We start from the raw sequence: 18,341 nt of genomic DNA, 5'->3' as shown, positions 1-18,341 counted from the left end.
AATTAGATGTTTAATAAAAATTTATTTAAGAGCTTTGTTACTTTTGCATCAGTGTCACTAGCTTTAAGCGGTCTACTATCCGTTTCGGCACAAGAAGATAATGTATTAAAGATTGCTTCTCATATGCCACCGATGACTGATATCGTTGAAATTGCAGCGGATGTAATTGAAGAGCCTTACTCTATTGAATTAGTAGAGGTTTCTGATAATATTCAATACAATGAAGCAGTGTTTAATGATGAAGCTTTTGGAAGTTTTGCACAACACCTTCCATTTATGGAAATGTTCAATGAAGAGCGTGAAGCAGATTTAGTAGCCATTCAACCAGTATATAACGCTGTTGTTGGGTTCTATTCACCTGTTTATGAGTCAATGGAAGATATCGAAGAGGGCGCAGAAGTGGCTATTCCTTCAGATCCAACAAATGAGGCACGTGCATTATTCGTCCTTGAACAAAATGACTTAATTGAATTAGATGATGAAGCAGGTCTTTTCCCGACAGTAGATGACATTACTGAAAATCCTTATAACTTCGAGTTTACAAGTGTTGACTTATTAAACCTAACAGGTGCTTATGAGGATGGCGTTGAATTAGTTTTCAACTACCCAACTTATATTGCTTCAATTGATTTAAAACCTGAAGATGCTTTGTTCTTAGAAAAAGATGATGAAAATACTTTTGCTATTATTCTTTCAGTTCGTGAAGGAAATAAAGATAGTGAAGCAGCTAAGGCATTACAAAAAGCTTTCTCATCTCCTGAAGTACGTGAATTTGTCGATAAATTAGCGGAAGAAGGACACTTAGAACCAGCTTTTGATTCTAAAGACAATGAAGACGATGAAGACGATCAGAATGAAGAAGCATCTGATGATCAAGATGATTCTTCAGAAGAAGCAGAATAATAGAAAAAGTAAAAGCTGGCTAATGGCCAGCTTTTTTGATTGTATAAATGAATTCGTTTACTTAATTTTTATTAGAAATTCCTCTTGAAATCCTCATGCAATTTTAATAAAATAAACCTACTTTATTTTCTGGAGGGATTAGTATGAAGAAGAAAGATCTATTAGCTATTGGTTTTATGTTATTTGCCATGTTTTTTGGAGCAGGCAACTTAATCTTTCCAGTTGCTCTCGGCCACGAAGCTGGTCAGAGTTTATTACCAGCTATTTTAGGTTTCATCATTACCGGCGTCGGGTTGCCATTATTGTCGATGATTGTTGGCTCAAGTTTAAAAGGCGGTTATTTTAATGCTTTGAGTAAAATTAACTCTGTCTTTGCGATTGTTTTATTAACTTGTAACTATTTAATCATAGGGCCCTTGTTTGCTATTCCGCGGACGGCCACAACTACTTATGAGATGTCCGCTCTTCCATATATATCTAACGCTAATGGGATTACTTTAGCCCTATTTACCTTCGTCTTTTTTGGCCTTGTTTTGTGGATTTCATTAAATAAGAATTCGATAGTTGATGCGATTGGCAAGTGGCTGACGCCAGCTTTGTTAATTTCCTTAGTCATTTTTCTAGTAAGATCCTATTTCCTTTATCGAACAAATGAACCTTCTGCTCCGATGAAAATAGCATATCAAAACAATCCTTTGGCTGAAGGTTTTGTTAAGGGTTATGCTACTATGGACACACTTGCCACATTAGCCTTTGCTATTGTTGTTAAAAGTGCTTTTGAAACAAAAGGTGTCTTTGATCAAAAAACACTATTAAAAGAAGGAAGCAAGGCTTCATTAATTGCAGCAAGCTTATTGGGACTTTTCTACTTTGGTCTAGCATGGGTTGGTAATCATATTAGTCTAACAGAGGCTCTGCCTGAAGGTCAAAATCTTGGAACTTTTCTATTACAGACTATAGCAAATAATGCTATGGGGCAATCCGGTGTTGCTTTGTTAGGAATTATTGTCTTTTTAGCTTGTTTAACCACCGCTTGTGGCCTAGTAGCAGCAATTAGTCAGTTTTTTCATGATCTATACCCTAAGATTTCCTATCAAAATCATGTTATCATAATGACTGCTGTGTCATGGTTAATGGCCAATCAAGGATTGGATCAAATTATAGCGACTAGTGGTCCTGTTTTAGAGATAATTTATCCTGTCACTATGTCTCTTATTTTCCTTGTCATCTTACATAAAGTGCGACCACTTAACAGAATGCAATTTTTATTACCTCTACTGTTCGTCTTATTAGTTAGCTTTTTTTCTGTTCTATTGAACGCTAAAGTCATCGAGTGGAAGTGGCTTGTAGATATGCCCCTAGTAAAAATTGGCTTTGCATGGATTCCAACTCTCGTCCTTGGAACTTTAGTCAGTGTTATTTTTGTCGACCGTTCCCAAAGCTTAGACTTTACTGTCTAAAGAAATTAAAGCATTAGCCTAATAAAATTTTTAATAATTTATTTTCAAATTAACATTTCAATAAAGTGATATAAAAATGCTGGACTTAGATCCAGTATTTTTTTATTGAATTTTTTGATCTAGAGAATGCACAATCTATAATTACTTAATTCATTGAAATAAAGTCGTTCTTATCCAATAAAGATTGTGAAGAAAATCAAAGAAAAGAAACTATTTAAATGAATAATATGCTCAACAAAAAAATGAAGGTCGTTCATATTTATTTATTCACAATATAAATAAAATATTAACCAAAAATTAACTAAAAAATTTCACTAAATAAATCAATAAATTTTTTGATAGTTACTCATATTATATTTTAGAGCAAAATAAAAATTTTAAAAGATAGCTGTATGTCAATAAAGAAAGCGTTGACAAACAAACAGGTAAAAGGTAGACTGAAAATATGAATCCGCTTGCAACGGAATGAATATTTATGGAAGGAGGATAATGGGTAAGTTATTGTTATCTGGTCTTTGTGAAAAATTTCACTTTTAAGAGAGTTGATTTTTCAAATAAATAAAGGAGCAATTATGATGAAAAGAAAATTAGGATTATTTACGTTATTGTTAATGGGCGTATTTTTATTAGTAGGCTGTTCTGGTGGAGGAAGTGGCGAAACTTTAACAGTTGCTGTATCTGGGGATGCAATTTCACTCGATCCGATTGCCACCAATGATAACCAGTCCAGTCATGTTATGACTCAAATATATGAGGGATTAGTTAAAATCAATGATGAGGGTAAGGCAGAACCTAGCTTGGCTGAAAGTTTTGATCAACCTGATGAAACAACATACGTTTTTAAATTAAAACAAGGAATCAAATTCCATAACGGAGAAGAATTAAAGGCATCTGACGTTGTTTTTTCTCTAAAACGTGCGATTGAAGCACCAAACGTGAAGCACTTATTCGAAACAATCGATATTGACTCTGTAAAAGCTACTGATGACTATACAGTAGAATTTAAACAAACTGAGCCGTTTTCTGGTATTTTAGCTGCTTTATGCCACCCTGGTGCATATATCGTAAATGAAAAAGCAGTAAACGAAGCAGGTAATGATTACGCACGTAATCCTGTAGGAACTAACGCTGTGAAATTTGTTAAGTGGACCAAGGCAGATTCTGTTGAAATGGAACGTTTTGATGATTACCATGGGGAAAAAACTGAATACAAGAATTTAATTTTCCGTGTAATCCCTGAACCAAGTAACCGTGTGATTGAGTTGGAATCTGGTGGGGTAGATATTGCTTATGACATCTCAGCAATTGATCTTGAGAAGGTTGAAAACAATGATAAATTACAATTATTGAAATCTTTTGACTATGGGACAACTTATTTAGGATTTAATATTGCTAAAGAACCATTTAATGATCCAAAAGTTCGTGAAGCGATTTCTTATGCAATTGACATTGATTCGATCGTTAAAGCTGTATTTAAAGGATTAGGTCAAACAGCTACAGGTGTAATGTCACCTACGTTAGCTTATTCTATCTCTGATGAATATGAGCCACGTGCACGCGACGTTGAAAAAGCGAAAGAATTACTAGAAGAAGCTGGTTTCCCAGATGGCTTTGAAACTTCTATTTCAACTAATGAAAACAAAGACCGGATTGATATGGCAACTGCTATGAAGGAACAATTATCAGAAGTAGGTATTGATGTTTCAATAAACGTATTAGAATGGTCAGCATTTAACGAGTTAATTAAGAATGGTAAACACGATATGTTTGAAATTGCATGGACAGCAGATTCTCCAGACCCAGATACTTTCTTATATCCATGCTTCCACTCTTCAGCTAAAGGTGAAGGTGGTAACTACATCTATCTTGAAGATGATGAGTTAGATAAGATGTTAGAAGAAGCCCGTTTCTCTCAAGATGATGAGGAGCGTGCAGACCTTTACCGTCAAGCACAAGAACATTTAATGGATATCACAGCTTGGATTCCAGAGCACAATAAAGAATTGACAGTGGGTGCTCAAAAAGATGTTAAAAATATTAAACTTTCTCCATTTGGATGGTATCAATTAGCGCCGGTAACTAAGGGAGAAAAATAGTTCATTGTATTCTAGAGGAGATGGAAACATCTCCTCTATCTAAAGAAGAGGGTGCGTTAAAACATGCTAAAATATATATTAAAAAGGCTACTGTATTTAATTCCTGTCATTTTAGGCGTCTCTTTTATTGTATTTGCTTTGCTTTATATCACTCCAGGAGATCCTGCACGAAATGCTTTAGGACCTTCTGCTTCTGAGGCAGCAGTTAAGGCTTTAAGACTAGAAATGGGATTAGAAGATCCGTTCTTAGTACAATTTGGTCGTTACATTAAGAATGTATTTACTAAATTAGATTTAGGAACTTCCTATATTACTAAGTCTTCAGTTGCAGCTGAGATTTTTAACCGAGCAGGTGCTACAATAAAATTAGCATTTCTTTCCATTTCTTTTGCTGTTCTATTAGGTATTCCAATTGGAATTATCTGTGCGATTAAACAGTATTCTATTTTTGATAATATCGCTATGGTTTTTGCTTTAATTGGTATTTCAATGCCAGTATTCTGGTTAGGACTTTTACTTATTATGTTATTCTCTGTTAGACTAGGCTGGTTCCCATCATCAGGATTTTCAATGCCATCTCAGATGGTTCTTCCTGCTGTTGCCTTGGGATCCCAGTCCGTTTCGGTTATTACGCGGATGACTCGATCTTCAATGCTGGAAGTTATTCGACAAGACTATATTCAAACAGCAAAAGCCAAGGGTCAGCGGCAAAATGTTGTCGTTTGGAAGCATGCGCTTGGAAACGCCTTGATTCCAATCATTACAATTGTCGGTACTCAGTTTGGTCAGCTTATGGGGGGAGCCTTAATGACAGAGGTAATCTTCTCAATTCCTGGTATTGGTCGTTTGATGGTTGACTCCATCAAGATGCGTGATATGCCGATGGTTCTGGGATGTGTTCTCTTTGTGGCGGTAACCTTTAGTATTGTTAACTTAATTGTGGATATCCTATATACCTATGTTGACCCACGAATTAAGACAAAATATGTGTAAGGGGGTATCAACATGGAAAATCCTAAATTAAACTCTGAAAAAGATGAAGTAGCTGAATTAGACCGTAATCCGATAGTTAGCGGAATGGAAGAAGAGCATTCAGTTGTAAAGGACCATTATCTGAAAGAGCAAGAACACAAGCGTGGTCGCTTCCGTGGTCTGCAAGACATTTGGATTCGTATGAAACGTAATAAATTGGCAATGGTGGGTCTCTTTATTATTGGACTTTTGGTATTAGTGGCTATTTTTGCAGATCAGATTGCTCCTTATGGTTTTGCTGAACAAAACCTACAAAATCAATTTGCACCACCAAGTTCAGAACATCTATTTGGAACAGATGATTTGGGTCGTGATATTTTTTCTAGGGTTATTTATGGATCAAGAATTTCCCTAAAAGTTGGATTTATTTCGGTATCGATTTCACTGATTATTGGTGTAGCGATTGGAGCAGTGACAGGTTATTATGGTGGTCGAGTAGATAATATGCTTATGCGCTTTATTGATATTCTACAATCGATACCAGATATTCTATTAGCGATTGCTATTATGGCAGCTTTAGGGCCCGGATTGGCAAACCTTATGATTGCTGTGGGGATTGCAGCTATTCCCGGTTATGCGCGTTTAGTACGCTCCTCTGTGCTTTCTATTCGTGATATGGAATTTGTGGAAGCAGCTAAAGCAAATGGTTCGAGTGATTTTAGAATTATCTTAAAACATATCATTCCAAACTGTATGGCACCGATTATTGTTCAAGCGACCCTCGGGGTTGCCTATGCAATTATTAATGCTGCTGGTTTAAGTTTTATCGGTTTAGGATTAGAGCCACCAACACCAGAGTGGGGAGCTATGTTATCAGGTGGTCGTTCTTACATTCGAGATGCTGTACATATGACCCTCTTCCCAGGACTGGCTATTGTTACAACGATTTTTGCATTAAATGTCTTAGGGGATGGTCTGCGTGATGCACTCGATCCTAAGCTGAAGCGCTAGGGGGAAAGATTATGGTGGAATTATTAGACTTACGAAATGTTAGTGTACAATATGAGACAGATTCAGGAACTGTATACGCAGTTAATAATTTGAATTTATCAATCGGTAAGAAAGAGACCTTGGGGTTAGTTGGAGAAACTGGTGCAGGAAAAACAACAACGGCTTTAGCTATTATGCAATTAATTCAAGATCCTCCTGGTAAGATTACCTCAGGTGAAATCTTACTTGAAGATCAAGACTTAATGAATGTTAAAGAAAAGGATATGTTCAATATCCGAGGCAATAAAATTTCGATGATTTTCCAAGATCCAATGACTTCATTAAATCCGATAATGACCGTTGGAGATCAAATTAAGGAAGTTATCGAACTCCATCAAGATCTTACTAAAGAAGAAACCGTTGCAAAAGCAGAAGAAATGTTAGAGTTAGTTGGAATCCGTAAAGAAAGATTGAATGACTATCCACATCAATTCTCTGGTGGTATGAAGCAGCGGGTGGTTATTGCGATGGCTCTTGCATGTAATCCGGAATTAATTATTGCCGATGAACCGACAACGGCTCTCGATGTAACCATTCAAGCACAAGTACTAGAATTAATGAAAGATTTAAAAGATAAATACGATACATCAATGATTTTAATCACTCACGATTTAGGTGTAGTCGCTGAAATTTGCGACTATGTATCGGTTATTTATGCTGGTACGATTGTGGAACATGCTTCTGTTGAGAGTTTATATGAAGAACCACTGCATCCTTATACGCGAGGTTTGTTTGATTCCATTCCAAGTGCCGATGAAGATGTGGATAAATTAAAAGTCATTTCTGGCTCAACACCGGACCCTTCGGATTTACCGTCAGGCTGTCGCTTCCATCCAAGATGTAAACATTGCATGGAAATTTGTAAGTATAAATTTCCAGAATATCGTGAAGTAAAACCTGGTCACTATGTAGCTTGTCATTTATATAACCAGGAAGGGGGAGAAAACCTTGACTAACAATAATCAAGAAGCATTGATTAGTGTGCGTAATCTTAAAAAATATTTCCCCACTAAAGCCGGTGATTTAAAAGCGGTTGATAATATTAGTTTTGATATTAAAAAAGGTGAGACTTTGGGTCTAGTGGGTGAGTCTGGTTGTGGAAAGTCTACGGCAGGACGTGCCATTATTCGTTTACATGAACCAACGGCCGGTGAGATTTACCTTGAAGGTAAGAACATTATGGAATACAAGGGCTTGAAAGAAATGCGCTTGATGCGTCAAGAGATGCAAATAGTTTTTCAAGACCCTTACTCTTCTCTTAATCCAAGGATGTCCACTTTTGACTTAATAGCTGAGCCCTTACGTGTTAATAAATTGACAAGAAACCAGGCTGAATTAGAGCAAAAAGTGTATAAAATGATGGAGACGGTAGGTCTAGCTAGACGGTTAGCAGGTTCATTCCCACATGAATTAGATGGCGGACGGCGTCAAAGAATTGGTATTGCTAGGGCACTTATTCTTCAACCGAAGTTTCTTGTTTTAGATGAACCGGTTTCTGCCTTGGATGTTTCCATTCAGGCTCAAATCTTAAACTTGATGGATCAACTGCAAGAGGAATTTGGTCTGACTTATCTCTTTATTTCACATGACTTATCAGTTGTTCGGCATATTTCTGACCGGATTGCTGTTATGTATCTTGGTCAGATCGTAGAATTAGGTACTTATGATCGGATTTTTGAAAATCCATTACATCCTTATACGAGAGCTTTACTTTCAGCTATTCCGATTCCAAAAGTTGGAGTTAAACGAGAGCGGATTTTCTTAGAAGGAGATGTACCAAGTCCGGTGAACCCTCCAGAGGGTTGTCGTTTTGCTGGTAGATGTAAACACTGTATGGAGATTTGTAAGACAACTCCAGTTGAACTCAGAGAAGTTGAACCGGGTCACTTTGTGGCATGTCACTTATACAATGATATTAAATTTGCACAGTCGGTAGAATTTCCTGAAGAACAGATGAAATTGATTTAAATTAATATCCCTTCTAAAACACCTCTGTACTAGGTAGTTAGAAGGGATTTTTATAATGATTTTATTTCATTAAGCAATAGTTGATTTGTTTCTTTTGGAAATTACCTTTCATATAAGCGTAGTTAAAAGCTTTATTCTCATAAAAGCTTTCTAAGTCAGAGGATTTATGCGAAGGAGATGTTTGAGCCAATCAATTCATAGTTTTTTCGTAATTATTGAAGATAATAAATTTTTATCTTGACAAGTTAACTTTGCAAATATACAATTTAAGAAAAGTAAACATGGCAAAGGGGAGATAAACTTGGAAAAAGATGATTTTTTAAAGCTGGCTCAAAAGGAAAAAAAGATGAGGGAGAGATTTTTGTTAATGATAAATCGAGCGTTTGGATTTCGAGGGCATTAATTGGTATCGCTGCATTTATTTCCGCTATTAAAGAATCGCAGAATCTCCCTTTTTTGGATATTCTTGCCATGCTGTGTCTTTCAATTGGGGTAGGAGAATTATATAAATACTTTGCAAGGAAAGAAATAAAATATTTATTTTTGTTTATCCTATTGTTTACAGTGGGATTAGTTGCAATAGTGTTTTTTTTAAAGGATCTTTATTATGGATGAAAAGTTAAAACTAAAGAATAATCTAAAAGGTTTACGAAAAGAATTAAAACTAACCCAAGAAGAATTGGCAAAAATGGTTGGAGTATCTCGAAATACTATTTCCTCAATAGAAACAGGTCAGTATAACCCAACTGCAAAATTGGCCTATTTACTATGTTTAGCACTCGATAAGAAATTTGAAGAAATTTTTTATCTATCTACTGGAGATAATTAATACGATATTTTAATCAAAATTTATTCTTAACTAAGATTTTATAGAATATAGTTTAAAATGTAGGTAAAATCTGTAGAGTTTCCAGCAGATAAATGAAATTGATTTAAATAAGAACCCTCTTAAACACCTTATCAAGTTGTTTTAAGAGGGTTTTAGATTTTGAATATTTTAATTACTTTATTGATTTAGACAATAATTAATTTCTTTGTTTTCGAAATCACCATTGGCATAGCTATATTCAAAGGCCTTAAATGCTTTAAAGGTATTTAAATCTAAAGATTTTGTTTGTAGTAAATAGTTGAGTAGAGCCCCTCTCAATTTTTTACTGGTGGCTGAGGGTGCTTTTTTACTTAATTCTATATCCTTATAAAAGTTAATTTGAATGAGTTGCATTTTTTTAGGGTCTAGTAAAGAAGCAAACTCATTAGAAGCGAGATTAATGACGGTTTGTTCTTCGAAAGCTTTATTATAGTGAGCTTTCCACAAGCTTTTCAAGCTTTGATTTTTGATTTTTAGCGAGGTATTAAAGTCTAAACGGTAGGGATTGATTGGTTGAATGGGAGAGATTGGCCCATATAAAGCAGACAGAATTTTCAGATGGTCAATGGCATAGTTCAAGTCTATTTTATCCCATTTGATTTGCCGAAAGGCTAGGCCTTGATAGACTTGATAGGCAGGACGAGCTGTTTTTTTATTAATGACTTGATAACGATGATAGATATCTTGAGCAAGTTCAGCTGAGCATTTAAAGAGTTTTTCTAACTCAGTCGTATCTTTTAAGGCAAGCTCTTTAATAATGGCTTGGACGGGATCTGATTGTGGTATTAAACCATTACCGACTATCGTATCCATCTCTTTACTGGGAGAGAAAATAATTAAAGTCATAGGCACACTCCTTTATTGGGCTTTAGCAACGGATGAAGCTTTTGGTAAGTCAAAGCTAGGAAAATGTAGTTCGAATTGACCAATAATTGTTGATGAAACTAAAGTGGTAATAAAAGAAAAGATCAGGTGTTGTGGAGCAATATATAGCAGTGAAAGTAATAAAACCACGCCATCTGTTAACAGATAGGCTTTTGTAATCGAGACGTAGGCCCTCTCAGAAATAACCATTGCCAAAGCATCATCGCCCCCTGCGGCACAACCTTGACTGATACATAAACCACATCCTACGCCGATTGCAACGCCTCCTAAGATAGCAGCTAATAAAGGCCTATCATAAAGGCTTGGAAGAACAGGTCCCATCCAAAGACAAAGGCGATAGAAAACAGCAAATAGAAAGGATGCGTGAATGGCACGGCGAATAAAATCTTTACCTAATAAGGATAAGCCAATAAGGTAGCAAGTAATATCTGCTAAAAAACTTAATTTAGATGGCTCCCAGTCAAAGAAATGATAGCAGAAGAGAACTAAACCAATGACACCCCCTTCTGTAATTTTAGCGGGTATATGAATGTTCACCAAGCCAAAAGCCATGATAAAGGCTCCTAATGCAATAACCAATATTTCTTTTTTACTTAATAAAAAGCGACTCAAAAAGCGCTTAAGCATATTTACACTCCTAATTTTTATTACACGAAGTCTCATTAGGACACAAAAAAAGACTGCTTGTGTCGTAGGCTAACCTCGTACGGCAATCTTAAGATGGTATGGATGCTTTTTTTGTTTGCTAATTTTTCTTTTGGTAAAACTCTGAGCTTCTAGTAATCTTTTTAGCCTTTGCAGACCCCACATCAGGTTTCAACTAGGCTCTTTATCGACGATATAAGCATCAGATAAACCCTACTGATCGAAATGAACGAACCAGTATCCATCGTAAAACGATACTATAAAAATTATAGCACGAACTAGGAATTTGGCAAATAAAATTACCCTTTTAAAATTATTGCTTTTCTTAAAAGTTTAGCTTGCCTAACAAAATAGAATAGGGTAAACTAAGATTTAAAGGAAATGAAGTACTTCCTATTTACCTTCAGCAAGGTAGATAAACCGCTAATTAGCTGATGACTTCTGTATGCTTTTTTGGCATACAGAAGTTTTTGTATTTTAAAGGAGGAGAAGCAATGTTGTGGAGTTTAGGGCTTGTCTTGATATTGGGGTGGTTGTTTGGAAAACTATTCGAAAAAATTAACTTACCAAAACTGTTAGCCTATTTGGTATTAGGTATTTGTTTAGGTCCAAATGTTTTCAATTTATTATCTAGTGAATTAACACATTTGGCGGGAGAAATTCGTCAAATTGCTTTGATGATTATTTTGATTAGAGCTGGACTAACTTTAAAATTTTCGGATTTAATTAAAGTAGGAAGACCAGCTATTTTAATGTGTTTTTTACCTGCAATTTGTGAAATTTTAGCTATTGGTTTGATTGGACCTTATCTTTTAAACATATCTTATGTTGATTCATTTTTATTAGCTAGTGTACTGGCGGCTGTATCACCTGCGGTATTAGTACCGAGAATGGTGGGGTTAATTGACCGAGGATTAGGAACTAAACAGGCCATTCCTCAAATGATTTTAGCAGGCGGGACAGCAGATGATATTTTAATTTTTGTATTATTTGCAGCCTTTATGCAATTAGCTCAAGGTCAAGGTGTTTCAGCATCAACGGTATTATCTGCACCTATTTCAGTAGTCACAGGAATATTTTTGGGGTTTTTAGTGGGGCATAGCTTAAGTTATTTCTTAAACCGCTATCAGTGGGAAGGGCAACAAGCTTTAATTGTCTCTTTAGCTATTTCTTTTTTAGTTCTTGGTTTAGAGAGCTTATTAACTGACATCCTGCCTTATTCAGGTGTGCTTGCTGTTTTAGTGATTTTCCTAATTGTGCAAAAGAAAGCGCCGCAAAGGGCTGTCACTTTAACAGCCTCGTATCAAAAAATTTGGCAGTTTGCTGAAATTTTCCTCTTTGTCTTCCTAGGAGTGATTGTCAATCCGAGTTTAGCCTTAGAAGCGGGCTGGCCGATAGTAATCATTATTGTAATAGGTCTTATTTTCCGTATGTTGGGGGTTGCTTTATCCATTTTAAAGACACCATTTGCAAAGAAAGAGCGTTATTTTATTATGGGAGCTTATTTACCAAAAGCTACGGTTCAAGCTTCCCTCGGTGGACTCCCATTAATGGCTGGTATTGCTAGTGGTTCTTTAATTTTAATAGCCGCCACTGTATCTATTTTAATAACAGCTCCATTAGGCGCTATCTTTATTGATTATTTTGCGCCGCTTTGGTTAGAACATGAGGATACTTCAGTCAAATAATTAGCACAAAAAGCCATCATGATCTGTTGTGGCACTGTACCCCATAAATGGGACAGAATAAAAAATACCTCTGTTAGGCTGCTTGTTGTCGGTATTGAATCGGTGACACCTAGCCTAATTTTTGTTGAACTCGCTTATGATTAACAGTTTTTTCTGTTTCTAAGTTGATTAAATGGGTGATTTTACGGTAACCATAGGTGAAAGGCTGTTTCTTACATAATTGTCCAATTTTAATTTTCCCTTCATTTTCTAGGTTAGCATTTACACGAACTTTCCAACGATAATAAGTAGATCGAGCGGATCCCTAAGCAGGAGAGGATTAAACTCACCGAATCATGCGCTTTTAAACTTTCAACCGTTTCGACGACCACTTTTGGTACCCACTCCTCTTCAACTCTTTGTGTTTTTTAGGACATCCATCGCTGCTTGATGACGTTTCAATTCAATACATTTCCATTTTGTTTCTGCAGAATAAGCTAGGTGATTAACCCTAATCAAACACCTCCATTAAATTCATTTCATACGAATTTAACGGAGGTGTTTTTATGTTTGCCTCACTATTTGGGGGCAGTGCCTTATTAGATCTGATGGCTTTTATAATTTAATAATTTCTGCTTAGTCGGTGGTTAGTTCACCAGGCCAAGAAGGTGCTCCAGGTGTAACATTAGTCACTTGATAATCCATTTTAGATAAGAATTGGCTAGCCCTTTTAGAACGTCCACCCGAGTGGCATACTAAATAGTATTCTTTATCTTGATTAAGAGATGTATATTCATTTGGGAGCTGATTCAAGGGGATGTTTTTAGATCCAGGGATATGTCCTTCTTGGAATTCAGCTTCACCTCGAACATCAATAATATTAAGCGATTTTTCCTGAGATTTTTGATAAAGTTCTTCAATGGAAATCGTTGGGAACATGGTATCTTCCTTTCTGTTTGACATATAAAAGTGATTTTTTATAAATAAGTGGTAGTTTAAGCCAATAAATTATATACTTAACATACCCGGTAGGGTATATTAAACATCAATGCAAAAGATTTGTCAAGTTTTAAAATTTAAGAACAAATACATAAGAGGAGTTTATCATGCATAAAGATAATAATAAGAAAAACCTACTTAATCGTTTAAAACGAGCAGAAGGTCAATTAAGAGGGGTCCAAAAGATGTTAGAAGAGGACAGAGACTGTATGGATATAGTAACCCAACTAACTGCTATTCGTTCGAGTGTGGATCGTATTATGGGCATAATCATGGTTGAAAATTTAAAAGAATGTTTAACTACTGGTGATAAAGATTCAGAAAAGCAGAATCAACGACTAGAGCAAGCTATTTCGATGATTATAAAAAAATAGAGTGTGAGCTATCAAGTAATGAAAGCGAAAGATTTAGTTTTTAGTGAGACATAGATAGCATATTCTAAAAAAAGCTTATACAATAGTATCAGAAAGAGTACAGGAGGTTTTTTGCAAATGATGGAAGGAAAAACGCTTTATCAAACTAAAGTAGTTAATCGAGACGGTATTCAAGGCAAAACCTTTGTTGAAGATCCAGCAGGTTTTGAAGTTAAGGTTTCCAGTCCATTAAGTGAAATAGAAGGTAGTAATCCGGAGCAGCTACTGGGAATGGCCATAGCAACTTGTCTAAATGCTACCATAGAAGCAGAAGAAATTCGTCGAGGGATTAAACACCAGACTCAAGTATCTGTCTTGGTCGAACTACACCAAGATAATCCCGGCTATCAATTTGTGGTTAAAGTTCAAATCTCTATGCCCCATGTTCAAGCAGATTTAGCTGATTCTATCGTAGAAGTTGCTCTTGAACGCTGTCCCATGCATAAGTTAATGAAAGCTAATGCTACTTACCAAGTTGTTATCAACTAAAAGTGTTCAATCGTTATGAATAAAAAATAAGGGAAAGGGTGTTAGCAATGAAGAAAATTTTACGACTTGGCCTGATGATGGTGACTGGCTTCAGTGGTATGGGGATGGTTCATTCTCCTCATCAAAGTTACTTTGCTCAAGGTGAGAATTTAGTCTTTGCCGAAGAAGCAGTAGATATTCAAGAAGTTCGACAAGCAATGGAACTGTGGCAAGAAACGGTACAATCCTATTCATTAGATGCTCCCCAATATACTATTGCTAGTTTACAGCAAATGGGGCCGGCTAATTTTGATACCTCCTATCATTGGATCATTCCAAAGCTTTACAATGATTATTATGAGAATCTTATTGAATATCAAAGTGTTGAAGAAGACGCGAATCATATTGGCAATTTAAGAGAAATATTTTCACATTCTTTTGGTCTAGAAAAGATGTTGTTAGCTGAATTAAGTTCAGCAGATCAAAAAGCTTTGAATCAATTACGTCTTTTCATAGTCAGTGCGATTATGGAATCTTATCAAGCCGGTATCAATCAGAACTTACCGGGCTATTTTCTATTAGAGGGGACTGATTTTGCAAAAAACATTGTGAAATATTTAGCACTTGATGATCAACATCTCGACCAATTAATTCGCATCAGTCTAGCTTCTAGCTATGCACCAGAAGCCTATAGTTTTGGTTTTGGTGACGAGATGTTTACTATTCCTGAAGAGTTAGAGTATCCGAGTGAACAATATGAAATGTATACCATCACCAACGGAGCATTTGTACAAGATATTGGGGGAACGACTCCTTATTATTTCCATATTCCTTCTGGTAAAATCACAGAGGGTCACTTGGCTAGTCCTGAGCTACATCCTTTAGTAGCTTACGATTGGTCACAAGTATATGGTCGAGTGATTAATAATTATTACCCCAATTATCAAGTCCAGTCATTATCGACTGAAGCAAAAGAGCAATCATTAAATGGGTCATCAAAGCAAAAACAAGCATTGATGACAGCAGTCAGAGACTGGCAAGCAAAAATGGGTCAAAAATATGAGTTTGTCACTCCAGAGACGCCTATAGACTTCTTAGGTGGGGACCTTCCTTTAAAGTCAATGGTAATTCACTTAGATGGTCAGGAACGAAAGGCTCATTATCAAGCTGAACAGCTTATTAATGATGAAATCAATGTCTTAATGGCAATGACTGATATTCGTGATCAAGATAATCCTAGAGCGGAACGACATTTTTATTTATTTGTTGAAGATCAAGGAATCCCAAGAGTTTTGATTACCATGGAAGGACCTGACAATTTAGCGGTTCATCATTTTAAAGACACAGCCAATGTAGAACTTTATCAACTTTTTAAATCCATTTATTAAATCATTAGAAAAAGATAGCTTCTCTTTTGAAGCTGTCTTTTTATATAGTCACTGATTGGCTGATAAGATTGGCAAAGATATTAAGAAACAATATAATGAAGCCATTCAATAATCAATTAGGAGTGGGGAAATGGAAGTAGTAACAGTAACGGCTATCGGCGCTTTGTTAGGTCTATTATTGGCTATCTTATTAATCTTTAAAAAGTTTCCAGTTTTTTATGCTTTATTTATCGGCGCTTTATTCGGAGGATTATTAGGAGGAGCGAATCTAAGTGAAACCATCAGTCTCATGACAAATGGTGCGCAAGGCATGATTACCTCTATCTTAAGGATACTAGCAGCTGGAATCCTTGCAGGTGTTTTAATTAAGACACGTTCGGCAGCTGCCATTGCCCATGCTATTATTAAGGGTTTGGGAAGCGAAAGAGCTTTATTAGCGATCGCACTTGCTACTATGATTTTAACTTTTGTGGGGGTTTTTATTGATATATCTGTCATAACAGTTGCGCCTATCGCTTTAGAGATTGGTAAAGAATTGGGTTATTCACGGACTGCACTTTTGATGGCTATGATTGGTGGCGGCAAATCAGGTAATATTATTTCACCAAATCCTAACTCTATTGCTGTTTCCGATGGTTTTGGTGTTTCCTTAACTCAAGTCATGTTAGCTGGTCTTATTCCAGCCTTGATTGGGGTGATGTTTACAGCTTGGCTAGCCAAACGATTAATTAATAAAGGCAGTCAAATTGAACAAACAGGAACTTCAAGAGACGATCAAACAGCAGAAAATTTACCTTATTTATGGAAAGCCTTGTCAGGACCTATTTTAGCGATTGTTTTACTATCTTTACGCCCCTTGTTTAATATAATGATTGATCCTATGTTGGCTCTTCCTCTGGGAGGTCTTTTTGGCTTGATAATGGTGGGACATGTTAAGCACTTACAAGAATATACTCAATATGGTTTAAGTAAGATGATTAATGTGGCTATTATCCTTTTAGGAACAGGTTTAATCGCAGGAGTGATTACCAATTCTACTTTAGGAGATGTCCTTACTAATAGTCTAGACTCTTTAGGTTTACCTGCCTATCTTTTAGCACCTTTAGCAGGAATTTTTATGAGTGCGGCGACCGCTTCGACTACTTCAGGATCGGCAGTTGGCTCAGCTGTTTTTTCACCAACTATTCTCTCGTCAGGTGTTTCTCCTATCAGTGGAGCTGCTATGTTACACGCAGGGGCGACAGTATTAGACCATTTACCTCATGGTTCATTCTTCCACGCGACAGGAGGATCCGTATCAGCCGATTTTAAAGAATGTCTAAAACTAATTCCATATGAATCATTAGTAGGTTTCGTTTTAACTATTGTTTCAACCAGTATCTATGGCGTTTTAGGAGGTTAGTAAAATTAATGAAAATTGTGATGGCCTGTGATTCTTTTAAAGAAGCGGTTTCGGCAAAACATGCTTGCCAGGCTATAAAAAAAGGTGTGCAACAAGTCTTTCCTCAAGCAGAAATTCTTCAGCTTCCGATGGCAGATGGAGGTGAAGGTACCACTGAAGCCTTGATTGATGCGAGTCAGGGAGTTTATTATACAGTCGAAGTGCAGGGACCTTTAGGAGAAAAAATTCAAGCCCGGTATGGTATTTTAGGAGATGGCAAAACAGCCGTAATTGAAATGGCCAGTGCATCAGGCATTCATCTTATTGAAAAAGAAGATCGTAATCCTTTATTAACATCAACCTATGGAACAGGTCAAGTCATTAAGGCATGTCTAGATCGAGGAGTTCGCTCATTTATTTTAGGGATTGGAGGGTCTGCTACGAATGACGGGGGAGCCGGTATGGCTCAAGCCTTAGGCTATCGTTTATTAGACATAGAAGGCCAAGAGATTCCTTTCGGCAATCAAGGCTTATCGCATTTGGATAGGATTGATTGTCAGACTATTCATCCTGGTCTAGAGCATGCTATCTTCAAGGTTGCCTGTGATGCCAATAATCCGCTGTGTGGTCCGCAAGGAGCTTCGGCTGTAGTCGGTCCGCAAAAAGGGGCAAGTCCAGAAATGATTGAAAAGCTTGATGCGAATCTTGAACATTTCTCACGCCTTATTTATCGTGACTTGAATCGTGAAGTGGCTCATATTGCTGGTTCTGGGGCTGCTGGTGGGTTAGGGGCAGGATTATTAGCATTTACTTCTGCAAAACATAAAAGAGGCATCGATATTGTTATAGAAACAGTCAATTTGAAGACAGCTTTACAAGATGTCGATATTTGTTTTACAGGAGAGGGTCAGATTGACTTTCAAACGCAATACGGTAAACCCCTTTTGGAGTCATGCAATTAGCTAAACAAGTAGCTTTCCGGTCGAAAGTGATCGCATTATGTGGTTCTGTCAGAAATGATATTGAAATCTTATATCAGTTAGGCTTTGATGCGATTTTGAGTATTACGCCTGGGCCAAGCTCCTTGCAAGACCTACTAACTCATACAGAGGAAAATTTAACAGCAGTAGCCAAGCTGTTTGTCAACTATTAAAGAGTTAAAAGTAAAATCACCATTG

The 18,341-nt window shown here is 36.5% G+C and carries 16 protein-coding genes, 3 pseudogenes and 1 riboswitch; of the genes and pseudogenes, 15 read left to right on the top strand and 4 right to left on the bottom strand.

Features of this window, described 5'->3' with window-relative positions:
- Window positions 1–6: 6 nt before the first annotated feature.
- The 9 genes and pseudogenes from ACQV2O_RS04150 to ACQV2O_RS04110 all read left to right on the top strand — a co-directional run bounded on the left by ACQV2O_RS04150 (window position 7) and on the right by ACQV2O_RS04110 (window position 9,278).
- Window positions 7–903, top strand: coding sequence for a MetQ/NlpA family ABC transporter substrate-binding protein (locus tag ACQV2O_RS04150; protein ID WP_428873073.1), 897 nt, complete (start codon window positions 7–9; stop codon window positions 901–903).
- Window positions 904–1,046: 143 nt separating this feature from the next.
- Entirely contained in the window at window positions 1,047–2,363 is a 1,317-nt protein-coding gene (gene brnQ / locus ACQV2O_RS04145) for a branched-chain amino acid transport system II carrier protein (RefSeq protein WP_428875067.1), read from the top strand.
- A gap of 575 nt (window positions 2,364–2,938) precedes the next feature.
- Complete coding sequence (locus tag ACQV2O_RS04140) at window positions 2,939–4,459, top strand: ABC transporter substrate-binding protein (protein ID WP_428873075.1); 1,521 nt, start codon at window positions 2,939–2,941, stop codon at window positions 4,457–4,459.
- A 63-nt stretch (window positions 4,460–4,522) separates the two neighbouring features.
- On the top strand, window positions 4,523–5,452 hold the full coding sequence (locus tag ACQV2O_RS04135; protein WP_428873076.1) for an ABC transporter permease: 930 nt from the start codon (window positions 4,523–4,525) through the stop codon (window positions 5,450–5,452).
- A 12-nt stretch (window positions 5,453–5,464) separates the two neighbouring features.
- Complete coding sequence (gene nikC, locus ACQV2O_RS04130; protein WP_428875066.1) at window positions 5,465–6,442, top strand: nickel transporter permease; 978 nt, start codon at window positions 5,465–5,467, stop codon at window positions 6,440–6,442.
- Between the two features lie 11 nt (window positions 6,443–6,453).
- Entirely contained in the window at window positions 6,454–7,437 is a 984-nt protein-coding gene (locus tag ACQV2O_RS04125; RefSeq protein ID WP_428873078.1) for an ABC transporter ATP-binding protein, read from the top strand.
- Window positions 7,430–8,449: an ABC transporter ATP-binding protein gene (locus tag ACQV2O_RS04120; RefSeq protein WP_428875065.1), complete on the top strand. Its 1,020-nt coding sequence runs from the start codon at window positions 7,430–7,432 to the stop codon at window positions 8,447–8,449. Before ACQV2O_RS04125 ends, ACQV2O_RS04120 begins: the two co-directional genes overlap by 8 nt.
- Before the next feature lie 348 nt (window positions 8,450–8,797).
- A pseudogene (locus ACQV2O_RS04115) lies at window positions 8,798–9,064 on the top strand (hypothetical protein); the annotation flags it as partial.
- Window positions 9,057–9,278 (top strand): helix-turn-helix transcriptional regulator, encoded by a 222-nt coding sequence (locus tag ACQV2O_RS04110; RefSeq protein WP_090289833.1) that lies wholly within the window; start codon window positions 9,057–9,059, stop codon window positions 9,276–9,278. The pseudogene ACQV2O_RS04115 and the gene ACQV2O_RS04110, both read left to right, overlap by 8 nt.
- A 177-nt stretch (window positions 9,279–9,455) precedes the next feature.
- On the opposite strand, the gene ACQV2O_RS04105 is transcribed toward ACQV2O_RS04110, so the two are convergent.
- Together ACQV2O_RS04105 and ACQV2O_RS04100 are read right to left on the bottom strand one after the other, a co-directional pair.
- The gene (locus ACQV2O_RS04105) at window positions 9,456–10,163 is read right to left on the bottom strand and encodes a YaaA family protein (RefSeq protein ID WP_428875064.1); all 708 of its coding nucleotides are present in this window, start codon (window positions 10,161–10,163) and stop codon (window positions 9,456–9,458) included.
- A 12-nt stretch (window positions 10,164–10,175) separates the two neighbouring features.
- Entirely contained in the window at window positions 10,176–10,829 is a 654-nt protein-coding gene (locus tag ACQV2O_RS04100; RefSeq protein WP_428875063.1) for a YitT family protein, read from the bottom strand.
- 386 nt (window positions 10,830–11,215) lie between these two features.
- Window positions 11,216–11,298, top strand: a riboswitch (Fluoride riboswitch).
- A gap of 43 nt (window positions 11,299–11,341) precedes the next feature.
- On the opposite strand from ACQV2O_RS04100, the gene ACQV2O_RS04095 reads away from it, so the two are divergent.
- Window positions 11,342–12,535, top strand: coding sequence for a cation:proton antiporter (locus ACQV2O_RS04095; protein ID WP_428873083.1), 1,194 nt, complete (start codon window positions 11,342–11,344; stop codon window positions 12,533–12,535).
- A gap of 109 nt (window positions 12,536–12,644) precedes the next feature.
- Here the strand turns inward: ACQV2O_RS04095 and ACQV2O_RS04090 are convergent.
- Window positions 12,645–12,773, bottom strand: a pseudogene (locus ACQV2O_RS04090) (IS3 family transposase); the annotation flags it as partial.
- A 377-nt stretch (window positions 12,774–13,150) separates the two neighbouring features.
- Window positions 13,151–13,453, bottom strand: a complete 303-nt coding sequence (locus tag ACQV2O_RS04085) for a rhodanese-like domain-containing protein (protein ID WP_428875062.1) — start codon at window positions 13,451–13,453, stop codon at window positions 13,151–13,153.
- Window positions 13,454–13,620: 167 nt separating this feature from the next.
- On the opposite strand from ACQV2O_RS04085, the gene ACQV2O_RS04080 reads away from it, so the two are divergent.
- The 5 genes and pseudogenes from ACQV2O_RS04080 to ACQV2O_RS04060 all read left to right on the top strand — a co-directional run bounded on the left by ACQV2O_RS04080 (window position 13,621) and on the right by ACQV2O_RS04060 (window position 18,316).
- Complete coding sequence (locus ACQV2O_RS04080) at window positions 13,621–13,887, top strand: metal-sensitive transcriptional regulator (RefSeq protein WP_428873085.1); 267 nt, start codon at window positions 13,621–13,623, stop codon at window positions 13,885–13,887.
- Between the two features lie 117 nt (window positions 13,888–14,004).
- Entirely contained in the window at window positions 14,005–14,415 is a 411-nt protein-coding gene (locus ACQV2O_RS04075) for an OsmC family protein (protein ID WP_428873086.1), read from the top strand.
- Between the two features lie 47 nt (window positions 14,416–14,462).
- A complete protein-coding gene (locus tag ACQV2O_RS04070; protein WP_428873087.1) occupies window positions 14,463–15,782 on the top strand; it encodes a DUF4767 domain-containing protein in 1,320 nt (439 codons plus the stop codon).
- Between the two features lie 130 nt (window positions 15,783–15,912).
- Window positions 15,913–17,184: a GntP family permease gene (locus ACQV2O_RS04065; protein ID WP_428875061.1), complete on the top strand. Its 1,272-nt coding sequence runs from the start codon at window positions 15,913–15,915 to the stop codon at window positions 17,182–17,184.
- An 8-nt stretch (window positions 17,185–17,192) separates the two neighbouring features.
- Window positions 17,193–18,316, top strand: a pseudogene (locus ACQV2O_RS04060) (glycerate kinase).
- Window positions 18,317–18,341: the final 25 nt, after the last annotated feature.

This window comes from Facklamia sp. P13055 (assembly GCF_050409445.1).
In the GTDB taxonomy this organism is placed as follows: domain Bacteria; phylum Bacillota; class Bacilli; order Lactobacillales; family Aerococcaceae; genus Facklamia.
This window is presented reverse-complemented; position numbering and strand designations above follow the sequence as displayed.